The 12,134-nt window shown below is 73.5% G+C and carries 12 protein-coding genes and 1 pseudogene; 4 read left to right on the top strand and 9 right to left on the bottom strand.

The window, feature by feature from the left end:
• Positions 1 to 611, top strand: a pseudogene (locus APR03_RS13370) (hypothetical protein); the annotation flags it as partial.
• Here the strand turns inward: APR03_RS13370 and rlmC are convergent.
• From rlmC to APR03_RS13340, 6 genes are all read right to left on the bottom strand, one after another.
• Positions 578 to 1,750: a 23S rRNA (uracil(747)-C(5))-methyltransferase RlmC gene (rlmC, locus tag APR03_RS13365; protein ID WP_253836322.1), complete on the bottom strand. Its 1,173-nt coding sequence runs from the start codon at positions 1,748 to 1,750 to the stop codon at positions 578 to 580. The pseudogene APR03_RS13370 and the gene rlmC sit on opposite strands and share 34 nt — an antisense overlap.
• Before the next feature lie 63 nt (positions 1,751 to 1,813).
• On the bottom strand, positions 1,814 to 3,181 hold the full coding sequence (locus tag APR03_RS13360; protein WP_253836321.1) for a M15 family metallopeptidase: 1,368 nt from the start codon (positions 3,179 to 3,181) through the stop codon (positions 1,814 to 1,816).
• A 32-nt stretch (positions 3,182 to 3,213) separates the two neighbouring features.
• Positions 3,214 to 3,834, bottom strand: a complete 621-nt coding sequence (locus APR03_RS13355; RefSeq protein ID WP_253836320.1) for a DinB family protein — start codon at positions 3,832 to 3,834, stop codon at positions 3,214 to 3,216.
• Between the two features lie 31 nt (positions 3,835 to 3,865).
• Complete coding sequence (locus APR03_RS13350; protein ID WP_253836319.1) at positions 3,866 to 4,579, bottom strand: DUF2306 domain-containing protein; 714 nt, start codon at positions 4,577 to 4,579, stop codon at positions 3,866 to 3,868.
• 55 nt (positions 4,580 to 4,634) lie between these two features.
• The gene (locus APR03_RS13345; RefSeq protein WP_253836318.1) at positions 4,635 to 5,390 is read right to left on the bottom strand and encodes an ABC transporter permease; all 756 of its coding nucleotides are present in this window, start codon (positions 5,388 to 5,390) and stop codon (positions 4,635 to 4,637) included.
• A complete protein-coding gene (locus tag APR03_RS13340) occupies positions 5,387 to 6,355 on the bottom strand; it encodes an ATP-binding cassette domain-containing protein (RefSeq protein WP_253836315.1) in 969 nt (322 codons plus the stop codon). Before APR03_RS13340 ends, APR03_RS13345 begins: the two co-directional genes overlap by 4 nt.
• Positions 6,356 to 6,473: 118 nt before the next feature.
• On the opposite strand from APR03_RS13340, the gene APR03_RS13335 reads away from it, so the two are divergent.
• The gene (locus APR03_RS13335) at positions 6,474 to 7,325 is read left to right on the top strand and encodes a TetR/AcrR family transcriptional regulator (RefSeq protein WP_253836312.1); all 852 of its coding nucleotides are present in this window, start codon (positions 6,474 to 6,476) and stop codon (positions 7,323 to 7,325) included.
• A gap of 128 nt (positions 7,326 to 7,453) precedes the next feature.
• Positions 7,454 to 8,101, top strand: coding sequence for a DNA-3-methyladenine glycosylase I (locus APR03_RS13330; RefSeq protein WP_308216495.1), 648 nt, complete (start codon positions 7,454 to 7,456; stop codon positions 8,099 to 8,101).
• 3 nt (positions 8,102 to 8,104) lie between these two features.
• Here the strand turns inward: APR03_RS13330 and APR03_RS13325 are convergent, their stop codons facing one another.
• Positions 8,105 to 8,977, bottom strand: coding sequence for an LLM class F420-dependent oxidoreductase (locus APR03_RS13325; RefSeq protein ID WP_253836310.1), 873 nt, complete (start codon positions 8,975 to 8,977; stop codon positions 8,105 to 8,107).
• Positions 8,978 to 9,024: 47 nt separating this feature from the next.
• The gene (locus APR03_RS13320; RefSeq protein ID WP_253836308.1) at positions 9,025 to 9,633 is read right to left on the bottom strand and encodes a TetR/AcrR family transcriptional regulator; all 609 of its coding nucleotides are present in this window, start codon (positions 9,631 to 9,633) and stop codon (positions 9,025 to 9,027) included.
• 160 nt (positions 9,634 to 9,793) lie between these two features.
• On the opposite strand from APR03_RS13320, the gene APR03_RS13315 reads away from it, so the two are divergent.
• A complete protein-coding gene (locus tag APR03_RS13315; RefSeq protein ID WP_253836306.1) occupies positions 9,794 to 11,047 on the top strand; it encodes an NYN domain-containing protein in 1,254 nt (417 codons plus the stop codon).
• A gap of 15 nt (positions 11,048 to 11,062) precedes the next feature.
• Here the strand turns inward: APR03_RS13315 and APR03_RS13310 are convergent, their stop codons facing one another.
• Complete coding sequence (locus APR03_RS13310) at positions 11,063 to 12,133, bottom strand: App1 family protein phosphatidate phosphatase (protein ID WP_253836305.1); 1,071 nt, start codon at positions 12,131 to 12,133, stop codon at positions 11,063 to 11,065.
• Position 12,134 lies beyond the last annotated feature (1 nt).

The following is a 12,134-nucleotide window of genomic DNA, read 5'->3' as shown; positions in this document are numbered from 1 at the left end:
AGACGGACGGCGTACCGCCCGGCCAGGCCACGGACGACGGCACAGCACCGGGCCGGGCCGCCGGCGACTCACCGGCCACCGGGTCCGGGAACAGCGCGAACCCGCCCGGCGGCGACCAGGTGCCGCCCGGCCTCGCGAAGTCCGACGGCGTGCCCCCCGGCCTGGCGAAGAAGGACGGCGTACCGCCGGGCCAGGCGAAGAAGGGCACGCCCCCGCCCGGCCAGGCGAAGAAGGACACCCCGCCCGGCCAGGCGAAGAAGGACACCCCGCCCGGCCAGGCGAAGAAGGACACCCCGCCCGGCCAGGCGAAGAAGGGCTCCTCGGGCACGGGCGCGGAAACCGGCGCGGACGGCACGCCTCCCGGACTGGCGAAGCAGGACGGGGTGCCGCCGGGCCAGGCCCGGAAGCAGGCCGGCCGGACTGCCTGGCCGCCGGACGAGGGGTACGCCCCGCCGGGGTATCCCGACGGCTCGGAGCGGGCGAACGGTCGGCGCCCCGACGACGGGCGCCCGAGCGACCGGTCCGACAGGTACGAGCACGACCGGCGCGCCGGCGACCGGCGGCACGGCCGGGACGGTCAGGACCGCTGGAGGAGCACGAGCACCTCGTAGTGCGAGGTCTGCGGGAACATGTCGAGGAGCCGTGCCCGCACCGGACGCAGGGACGGCATGGCGGCAAGATCCTTGGCGAGCGTGGTCGCGTTGCAGCTCGAGTACAGGACGTGGTCGATCCCCGAGGTCTCGAGCCACCGCGCCAGGTCGGCGCCGATACCGCGGCGCGGCGGGTTCACGATCACCATCTCCGGCAGTCCGGGAGCGTCCGGCCCGACGGCGAACGCCGTGGCATCCCCCGCCGCGAACGAGACGTCGCGGAACCGCTCACCGGCCGGTCCCGCGCTCAGCCGGGCCGCCGTGCCCGACGCCGCCGCGACCGCCTCGGCACTGATCTCGATGCCGGTGACCGCGCGCCCTGGTGCGGCACAGTGCAGGGCGAACCCGCCGACGCCGCAGTAGAGATCCCAGAGGCTCGTCGGCCCCACCTCGTCGACCCAGGTCCGCGCCTGCCGGTACAGCTCGGTGGCCACCGGTGTGTTGGTCTGGAAGAAGCTCTGCGGGCGCAGGTCGAGCGTGATGTCGTCGATCCGCATCGGGAGCGTGGTCCGCTCGGTGAGGGGGATCTCCAGGTCACCCTCCAGGATCGCGGCGTGCGCGGGCTGGATGTTCGCCGACGCCACGGCCAGGGCCGGCAGCTCCGCCTGGAGCGCGGGAAGGTGCTTGCGGATCCGCGCGATCGACTCCTGGGACCGCAGCACGAACCGGACCATGAGCTCGGCGTCGGGCGAGAGGGTCACCAGGAGGTACTTGAGCTCGCCGCGCTGCTGGGCGCGCTTGCCCCTGCCGGAGACCTCGTAGGGCTCCAGGTTCGCGCGGGTCACGAAGGCGGCGAGCGGCCCGAACGACGCCTGCAGGGCCACGGGGTAGAGGCCGCAGTCCGTGAGATCGACGCCCCGCCCCGCACCGTCCAGGATGCCCAGCACGGGCGCCCCGACGGTGCCGCTGACCACCATCTTCGCCTTGTTCCGGAAGCCCGACTCCTGGCCGGTGACGGCCGGCAGCCAGGTCAGGTCGGCGGACACGGGTTCGAGGAGGGCGGCGACGTGCCCCTCCTTGTCGAGCACCTGCGTCGGGTAGTCGATCTCCAGGAGGGTGCAGGAGTGGCAGCGGCCGGCGTCGTAGTGAGGGCACTGCACGTACCCATTATCCCGCGCGCCGGCCCTGCCTTCGACCGCCCGGCCCGCGACGGGCCCGGACGCTCAGCCCACGTACTCGAAGTGCCACGGTTCCTCGCGCCCGCCGCCGGCACGCGCCCACCCCGGGTGCACCCAGCCGGAGTTCGGACCGTGCGCGGCGAGCCACTCGTACTCGGGCTGCCCGAACCGGAACCCGTCGTCCACCGGCACGTCGACCGCCAGGGCCCAGCCGTGGTTCGAGGTTCCGGGGGCGGCCACCTGGCCGCTGCCGAACTCGTCGAGCGCCTGGAGCTGCCAGTCGTAGGGGCGGTAGCCGTACTCGACGCGCAGCGGCTTGCCGAACGTGGCCTCGAACGCCAGGCCCAGCTTCTTCCACGCCTGGGCGGCGTCGCACCGCAGGTACTGGTCCTGTCCCTCCGGCCCGACGCCCACCTTGCACAGCGTGTCCAGCGCTAGGCGCCCGTTGGTCCCGTCGGCGACGGTGGCCCGCGCGTCCCACGCCGCCTTCTCGATGGCGGCCCGTGCCGCCTCCCGGCGCTCCGTCAGCTTCGTCACGGAGGCCGGGTCCTGCATGTCGGCCCCGGTCCCGAGCGCCGCCTGCCCCTCGGCCCGCTGCTCGCTCAGCGTCGTGCGGACGTCGGCCGGCGCCCCGACGCTCGCCGTCCAGTCGAGCGTGTACCGGGCGTCCCGTACCGAGATCTTGAGCTGGTCGCTGACCGCGGTGAGCCGCGCCGTCGCCGTCTTCAGGTCGGCTGCCTTCCGGGCCGCTCGTTCAGCCTCCGCCTTCGCCTTCTCCTGGGCCGCCTTGCGCTGCTGCTGCCACTCCTTGGTGGCCGCGAGCACGTCCTCGGTGGCCGCGACGAGCGTCGAGGACGTGGTGCGCATGGTCGTGGCCCACTCGGTCGCCTGCGCCTCCAGGGCGTCGACGTCCTCCGGAGCCTCCAGCCCGGCGGCGCCGGCCGCCGGAACCGTGGGCGGCGCGGCCGTGCCGAGCTCCTTGGCGGCCGCGACGTGCTTCGCCAGCTCGGCCCGGACCGCGTCGTCCGGCACCTTCCCCTTCGTCGCGGCCAGGGCCTGCTCCGCGGCGGCGATCTGCTCGGCGAGCCCGTCCTGCGCCGTACGGCCCTTGTCCACCGCGGCCACGACCTCGGCGCGCGCGGCCGTCAGCTCCTCCAGCTCGCGGCCGTTCCCGGCCTGGACCAGCGCGAAGACGATGCTCCCGACCAGCGCCACGGCCGCCGCGACGAGAAAGACGAACAGCGGCCGCATGGACCCGCCGTCGGCGTAGGCCCGGCGTGCGCCGGGTACGGGGACGACCGGGACGACGAACTCGTCCGGCGCTCCGACCTGCGGCGATGCACCCGAGTCAGGCGACGGGTCACTCCCGGCGGACGGTGCGGCGGGTGCGGTCGGGTCCGGCTCGAAGGGCATGGCCGAAGTGTGGCGAATCCGGGACGTGAGCGCTAGTTGCCCGCCCGCTCGGCCAGGCCCTTGAGCTTCTCGACGTAGGCCGCGGAGCCGCCCTCGCCCAGGTCGGGGATGTTGGTGTTGTCGACGTGGAGCCCCACGGAGTCGTCGGTCAGCTCGCGGAGGATGTCGGCGTGGCCTGCGTGCCGCGCGATCTCGTCGGTCACGTGCACCATGAGGCGGAACAGCGTGACGTCCCCGGACCGCCACCACGGCACGTGCCCGACGGCGGACAGCGGCAGCGAGTCGATGGTCTCGTCGCAGAACACCCAGGCCCGGCGGTACAGGTCCACGACCGACTCGACCGACTCGTCGGCGGTCGCGTACCAGTCGGCCTGCGGGTCCGCCTCGTAGTCGGCGTCGGAGACGATCTCCTCCGGGTTCGGCCACTCACGGCCGAAGCACGACCCGAAGTAACCGATCTCGATGTTGGCGCAGTGCTTCACGATGCCGAGCAGGTTGTTGCCGGACGACACCAGGGGCCAGCGCGCCTGCTTCTCCGTGAGGCCCTCGAGCTTCCACAGGAGGGCCTCACGGGTCTCCTGGAGGTACTTCTTCAGGATCTGCTTCTGTTCGAGGTCGGCGGTGGACGCCGGGTCACTCGTCGTCTGAGTCATGCGGACAGTGTGACCCCTGCCACTGACATCGTCACCGACTGCGGGGTGCCCGGGCCGGTCGGCGCCCCCGCTGGAGCCACCACTCGGCGAACATGAGGTTGACCACCCACGACACCCAGGCGGACGCGATGGCCGCACCCTCGATCTCCGGCGCGCCGAACGCGAGGTCCGGGTCGCTCAGCGCCCCCGGCACGTAGACGGCGATGAGCACAGGGCCCCAGAACCGGTTGGTCACGATCGAGAAGGCGAGGGCGGTGCTGCGCACCATCCACGCCCGGTGGTCGCCGAAGCGCCGCTGCCGCACCGCACGGAACCCGAGCAGCGTGCAGACGAGCAGCAGCACGGCCAGGAAGGTGTTCGCCACCTGCTGACCCGCGCCGGCGCTGGGGAACTGCGCCGTGACCAGCGCGGCGGCTCCCGTCACGAGCGCGGCCGCCACGTAGGTGCGGCCGCTCCACCGGTGCACCCGGGGGTGGTGGGCGCGCAGCCACGGCCAGAGCTGCAGCACCGCGGCGGTGAGCATGACCGAACCCGCGAAGATGTGCGTCACGAGCGCGGGGTAGAACGCGGGGCCACGATCCGTGGGCACCAGGGAGAGCGTCGGGTCCAGCCCGACGTACCGCGGCAGCGCGGTCACCAGGAACACACCCGTGACGACCGTGAGCGGCGCGATCCAGGGGCGGCGCCACCAGCGGACCGGCGGCGAGGCGGGCGGGCGGGCGGGCGCGGGCGTCGTCGTCGCCATCTCGTACCTGCTTTCGTCGTGCCGGGCCGCGGCCCGGCGGAGGAGAGGGGAAGGGTCAGCGGCGGGCGCGGAACGCGAGCCCGGCCGCCACCATGGAGACCAGCCCGAGACCCAGGCACCAGGCGACCGCGAGGGCGGCCTCCCCGCCCGGTCCGGCGCTGCCAGAGAGCAGCGCCCGCACGGTCTCGATCACCGGTGTCACCGGCTGGTGCTCGGCGAAGCCGCGCAACCAGGTGGGCAGCGTCTCGACCGGCACGAACGCGCTGGACACATAGGGCAGGAACATCACGCCGAAGGTGAACCCGCCCGCGGCGTCGGGCGACCGGACGAGCACGCCCACGAGGGCCGCGAGCCACGTGATCCAGGCGACGAACAGCAGGATCACGCCCACGGCCGCCAGCCATTCCCACGGCGTGGCCTCGGGCCGGAAGCCCATGAGGATCGACACGCCGAACACGATCGCGGTGGACGCGAGGTTCTTCACCAGGCTCGCGACCACGTGCCCGGTCAGCACCGTCCAGGCGGCGACGGGCATGGAGCGCAGCCGCTCCACCATGCCGCTCGACATGTCGCGTTCCACCGCCAGGGCGGTGTTGGCGGCACCGAACCCGGCGGCCAGCAGGATGACGCCGGGCGTCACGTAGGTGATGTAGCCCGTCCCGATGTCGACGGCGCCGCCGAACACCAGGACGAACAGCAGCAGGATGATCACGGGGAGCACCACCGCGGTGATCATCGCGTCGAGGTCGCGCGTGACCAGGCGCAGGCCGCGCACCGACATCGTCGTCACGTCCCGGAGCAGGTACCTCATGCCGCCACCCCCGCGGGCCGCGCCGCGCGCTCCTGGCCGGCGTGCCCGGTCAGGGCGAGGAAGACGTCGTCCAGGGTCGGCGCGCGCACCTCCCAGTGCTCGGGTACGACGCCGGTGGCCTCCACCGCCGAGAGCACCGCCCGCACGTGGGCGACGGATCCGTCGGTGGGGACCCGCACGCGGGCGCCCTCGGGCGTCGGCACCGCGAGCGCCGGGGCGACCAGGGCGGCGTCGGCCGGCGAGGCGAGCACGAGCTCGACCCCGGCCTCGCCCACCTCACGCTTGAGCTGTGCGGGCGTGCCCTCGGCGACGACGCGGCCGCCGTCCACGAGGGCCACGCGCCGCGCGAGGCGGTCCGCCTCCTCGAGGTACTGGGTGGTGAGGAACACGCTCGTCCCGTCGGCCACGACGCCCCGGACGACGTCCCACAGGGCCTGCCGGGAGCGCGGGTCGAGGCCGGTGGTGGGCTCGTCGAGGAACATGACGCGGGGCCGGGTGAGCAGACCGGCGGCCAGGTCGAGCCGACGGCGCATGCCGCCCGACCAGGTGGCCACACGGCGGCCCGCCGCGTCGGCCAGGTCGAAGGCCGTGAGCAGCGCGTCGACGCGGTCGCGGACCGCCCGGCGGGGCAGGTGGGCGAGGTGGCCCATCATCGTGAGGTTCTCGGCGCCGGAGAGCTTGTCGTCGACGGCGACCTGCTGCCCGGTGAGGCTGATGAGCTCGCGCACCCGGGAGGCGTCGCGGACGACGTCGTGACCGGCGACGGTCGCGCGCCCGGCGTCGGGTCGCAGCAGCGTGGTGAGGATGCGAACGGTGGTGGTCTTGCCGGCGCCGTTCGGCCCGAGCAGCGCGAGCACAGCGCCCTCCTCCAGCTCCAGGTCGAGCCCGTCGAGCACGGGTGGGCTCGCGGGGTCGCGCCGGGCGAAGGACTTGCGCAGTCCTTCCGCCGTGACGATCGCGGTCATGGGGGGTCCCCTTCCGAGACTTTCTGTATATGGCCTACGCGGAATAGTGTGCGGCGTAAACAGTATGGGGTCAAGAGAGTTTCGGCGGGCGACGCGAGATCGGGGGAGGATGGGGGCGATGAGCACCGACACGACGCCCGAGCAGCCCGAGCCGGAGGAGACCGCGGCGGACCCGCTGCCCGCGGCCGTGCGCCGCCTGTGGGGCGCGGCCGCGCCCCGGCGGCGCGGGCCCAAGCCCGCCCTGTCCACCGCGCGCATCGTGCGGGCCGCCATGGGCCTGGCCGACGCCGAGGGCCTGGCCGCCGTCTCGATGGCGCGCGTGGCCGAGGCGCTCGGGTACACGCCCATGGCCCTCTACCGCCACGTCGCCAACAAGGAGGAGCTGCTGCTCCTCATGGTCGACGCCGTGGCGGAGCAGGCGCCGGAGATCCCGGACGACGCCGGCTGGCGCGCGGGGCTGGAGCTGTGGACGCGAGCCCAGATCGAGCTCGGTGTCCGACGGCCGTGGATGCTGGAGCTGCCGCTGTCCTCCGCACTGCCCGGACCCAACCGGGTGCGGTGGATGGACCAGGCGTTCAAGGTCATGCGGACGCTGGACCTGCCCGCGGACGAGAAGCTCGCCGTCATCGGCCTCCTCGCGCAGCACGTGCTCGGCCAGGCCCGGGTGGAGGTCGAGTCGCGGCGTGCGGCCGTCCAGATCGTCCTGCGGGAGTCCGGGCTGCCGGCCACCACGCCGGAGCCGGAGCTCGACCCCGCCGCGGTGGCCGCGGCGAACCCGTGGGCCGACCTCGAGGCGATGCTCGTCCGCCACGCCGAGCCCACGGCCTACCCGCACCTGTTCGAGTCGTTCGCGACGTGGCAGCCGCCCGAGGGCGAGCCCGCCGACGAGGTCGGCTTCGGCATGGGCATCCTGCTCGACGGCATCGAGGCGTACCTGCGCCGCCGGGGGGCGCTGCCCGACGCGGAGTGAGCGCCGCCGCCCCGGCCCACGACACGACAACGGCCCGAGCGTGACCACAGGTGGCGGTTTCCGGACGTCGTGCACAGGCACACGGTCCGGCGGCGCGGCATGTCAGTGGTGTGCGTCAGAGTGGTGCCGTGACGAGCGAACCCCTGACCGACCTGACGCCGCGACCGGGCGTGGCCGCACGCTGCTTCGGCGACGGCGACCCGCTCTACGAGACCTACCACGACACGGAGTGGGGCGTGCCCGTGCACGGGGAGTCCGCCCTGCTGGAACGGCTCGCGCTGGAGGGTTTCCAGTCGGGCCTCTCCTGGATCACCGTGCTGCGCAAGCGGCCCGCGTTCCGGGAGGTCTTCGAGGACTTCGAGCCCGAGCGCGTGGCGGGCTTCGGCCCGGACGACGTCGAGCGGCTGCTCACGGACAGCCGCATCATCCGCAACCGCATGAAGATCGAGGCCACGATCGACAACGCGCGGGCCGTCCTCGCCCTGCACGATGCCGGGCGCACGCTCGACGAGCTGATCTGGTCGTTCGCACCCGACCCCGCGGATCGGGTGCGCGCGGCCACGTTCGCCGAGGTACCGGCCACCACCGACGAGTCGAAGGCCCTGAGCAAGGCGCTCAAGAAGGAGGGCTTCCGGTTCGTCGGGCCCACCACCGCCTACGCGGCGATGCAGGCGTGCGGCCTCGTCGACGACCACCTGGCCGGCTGCCCGGTCGTACTGGGCCGCGCGGCGGCCGGCGGCACCCTCGACGTCACCGCCGGCGGACCGGCGGCCTGACGGTCACAGCTCGGCGCACGGCTCCACCACCGGCAGCACGGCGTCGCGCACCCACTCGGCGAGCGACGTCGCCGGCGGCCGCAGGATCACGGTGTCGACGCCGTTGCCCGCGAACCCGCGCATCTCCTCGACGAAGGCGGCGGTGTCCCCCGGGCCGATCGGTGTGCCCCGGTGCAGCATCGTGATCCGGATGTCGGCGACGTCCCGGCCCACGTCGTCGCAGTGCCGGCGCAGCACGTCGAGCAGGTGACGCAGACGCTCCGGCGTCTCGGCGAACAGGTTGCACGCGTCCGCGTACTGCGCCACCAGCCGGAGCGTGCGCTTCTCCCCCGAGCCGCCGATCATGATCTCGGGCTTCGAGAGCGGCTGCGGCGAGCACAGCGTCTCGGCCAACCGGAAGTGCTTGCCCTCGAAGGGTCCGTTGTCGTCGGGGTCGTACATCTGCCGCGCGATCCGGACCGTCTCCTCCAGCATCTCGAAGCGGTCCCGGAGCTCCGGGAAGGGCACCCCGAGCGCCGCGTGCTCCCGGTCGTACCAGGCGGCTCCGATGCCGTAGGTGGCCCGGCCGCCCGAGACCACGTCGAGCGAGGCGACGATCTTCGCCAGCAGCCCCGGGTAGCGGTAGGTCACGCCCGTGACCAGGGAACCCAGCTGCACCTTCTCGGTCACGCCGGCCAGATAGCCCAGGGTCGTGTACGCCTCCAGCATGGGGTCCGACGCCGGGAAGCCCTGGTGCACCATCTGGAAGTAGTGGTCCATCACGGAGATCCACGAGACGCCGCCCTCGTCGGCGTACCGGGCAGCGTCCGCCAGCTCGGTACGCATCCCGGCCGGATCCATCGAGTCGAAACGCATGAAGTGGGTACCGATTCGCATGCGTCGATCCTCCTCCGCCGCCGGGCGGCGTCAAGCGCAGCGGGCCGTCAGGCGTCGGAGCGGACCGGGCTGCGCAGCAGCCGCGCCACGATCCAGGTGATCTCGCCCGCCGTCTCGCCCGGCGTGGCCGAGGGCTGCATGGCGTGGCTCAGCACGGCCCGCACCACCAGGTCGATGACCGCCGTGATGCGCTCCGGCTCCAGGTCGATCTCGTACCGGTCCACACGGTCCTGCACCACCACCTTCACGGTGCCGAGCAGCGCCTCCGAGTGGGTCGTGAGCAGCGGGAGCAGCTCGGTGTCGGCGCCGTGCGTCGCGGACACCACGGCCCGCAGCAGCTCGTTGCCCCGCGCGAGCACGAGGGTCCGCTCCACTGCGGCGCGGATCGCGGACAGCAGGTCACCGGGGTGCTCGTCGAAGGCCTCGGCGATCTGGAAGACGAAACCGGCGCACTCCGACAGCACCATCGCCTCGGCCAGGTCCTCCCGGCTGCCCACGGCGTTGTAGACGGTCTGCCGGCTGACCCCCGCCTCGGCCGCGAGACGGGCCATCGTCACCCTGGACCACCCGTCGGCACACGTCAGCCGCGCCGCGGCCGCGATGATCCGGCTGCGGCTCGAGATGGGGTCCTCGTGCCCCGCGGTCGCCTCGGCCATGCCCTGATCCTAGGGAGCGGACCCGTTCCCGGCCGGGCGAAACGGGGTGGGGGGAGAACGTTTCACCCGCTCGGGTTTTCGGTATGCGGAGCGTCACCTCGGGCAGCCCACGCGTGCCGCTCGACCAGCCCGGGCAGGGAAACCCCATAGAGTGGCAGGCATGGACCTCGAGGAACGCCTGGCAGTCTTCATCGACTACGAGAACCTGGCGCTCGGCGCCCGGGAGCACCTGGGGGGCATGCAGTTCGACTTCGGCCCGATCGCCGACGCGCTCGCCGTCCGCGGACGCGTCGTGGCACGCCGGGCCTACGCGGACTGGTCGTACTTCGACGAGGACCGCCGCATGCTGACACGGCACCAGGTCGAGCTCATCGAGATGACGCAGCGGATGGGTGCCTCCCGCAAGAACGCCGCCGACATCAAGATGGTGGTCGACGCCATCGAGATGGCCTTCGAGCGCGACTACATCTCCACGTTCGTCATGTGCACGGGGGACAGCGACTTCTCCCCGCTCGTCCACAAGCTGCGCGAGCTCAACAAGCGCGTGATCGGTGTGGGTGTCGAGAAGTCGACGTCGCGCCTGCTGCCCGCCGCGTGCGACGAGTTCCTCTTCTACGACCGCCTCGAAGGCGTCGAGGTGCCCGAGGAGGACCAGGGTGCGCCGGCCCCGAAGCGCGGCTCCCGCACCCGCAAGGCCGGTACGACGCAGAAGGCGCCCGCCACGTCGCGGCGCACCAAGGCCGCCGAGGCCGTCGCCGAGGCGGTGGCGGAGGCTGCCGCCGAGACGGTCGAGGCGACCGTCGAGGCAGGGGCCGCCGCCGAGCCGAAGCCCGCCACCCGCCGACGCCGCAAGGCGGAGCCCGCCCCGGCCCCGGCCGACGTCATGCCCGAGACGGAGGCCGAGACCGAGGCGGACGTCGCCGACCAGGACGACGCCGTGTCGGACGACGTACCCATGGAGGTACGCGTCGCCCAGACCCTCGCCGACCTGCAGTCGTCCACGAGCGGCGCCGTGACGGCGTCCGCGCTCAAGCGCACCCTGCTGCGCAAGGACCCGACCTTCAGCGAGTCCGACTACGGCTTCCGTACGTTCGGCGAGTTCCTGCGGTTCCTCGCGGACCGCGGGTTCGTCGAGCTCGCCGCGGGCCCGTCGGCGGGCGACCCGGAGGTGTCCCTGCCGGAGCAGGGCGACACCGACGCCGCGTTCGCGCTGCTGCGCTCCGTGGTGCAGGAGGCGAACGGCTCCGCCGCCCTGTCCGGCCTCAAGAACGCGGTGCGCAAGCGCCGTCCCGACTTCTCGGAGAAGGCCCTCGGCTTCCGGGGCTTCCTGCAGTTCGCCAAGGCCGCGGAGGCGGCCGGCGCGGTAGCGCTGGCCTGGGACGACGACGCCGACGACTACCTGGTCACCGCCTAGTCACCTCCTCGGGTCCTACCCGGCGGCCCGGAGCACGCCCGGCACCTCCGCGAGCCGGCGGGCGAGCTCGGTGCCGTCGCGTCCGGTGACGGTGGGCACCGGCGCCTCGCCCTCGGCCGAGGCGCCGTTGCCCGGCGCGTTCCCGGCGAGCACCTGCTGCCCGCCGGTCAGCTCCCGGATGGCGACGGCCCGCACCCGGCCCGGGCTGCGGCGTGCGGCCCGGTCGTAGATGTCGGGGTCGTGCTGCCCGTCGTCGCCCACGAGCAGCCAGCGCACGTGGGGGAACCACGACATCAGCAGGTCGAGGCTGGCGTCCTTGTGGGCGGGACCGCTCCGGAACCAGCCCGTCAGGGTGGGTCCCCAGTCGGTGAGCAGCAGCGGGCCGGCCGGGTACCCGTGCTGGGCGAGGAACGCGCGCAGCGTCCCCGCCGTGTTCCACGCGCCGGTGGACAGGTAGAAGAACGGGGCCTCCGGGTGCGCCTCGCGGACGGTCCGGTAGAGGTCGGCCATGCCCGGCACGGGCCGTCGCGCGCTCGAGTGCCGCACGAACGTGTTCCAGGCCGCGAGCAGGGGGCGGGGCACCGCCGTGACCATGGTCGTGTCGTCCATGTCGCTGACCACGCCGAACCGGGTGTCCTGCCCGAGCACCAGCACGGTCGCCTCACCGGTCACCGGTTCGGGCACGTCGAGGCACGTCAGGGTGACCGCATGGGTGCCTGTGGACAGCGGCGCGGTGGTCGGCAGCTCGACGTCGACGTACCCGGCCCGGTCGCTCACGACGTCCGACGCCGTCTCGCCCACCCGGACGCCGACGCGCTGGTGCGGCGCCGGGACGGTGAGGAAGTGCCGGAAGCCGCGCCGCCCGGCGCGCAGCTGGTCCCGCTCCGGGCCGGTGTGCCCGCGGGGGGCGAGCAGCACGCGCGCGAGCACCCGCACCCGGTCGGGTGTGCCGTATCCGGTGTAGACCTCCAGCCGAGGTCGCCAGCCGAGCCGGGACAGCAGCCACCCCGCCGCGGCGTAGAGGTGGTCCTCCACCACCGCGGCGAGGTGCGGGCGCTGTGAGGGATGCGGGGTCGGGGTAGCCATC

Source organism: Promicromonospora thailandica, from assembly GCF_024171955.1.
GTDB classification, from domain to species: domain Bacteria; phylum Actinomycetota; class Actinomycetes; order Actinomycetales; family Cellulomonadaceae; genus Promicromonospora; species Promicromonospora thailandica.
The sequence above is the reverse complement of the archived record's forward strand: the minus strand, read 5'-3'. Positions and strand labels throughout refer to the sequence as shown.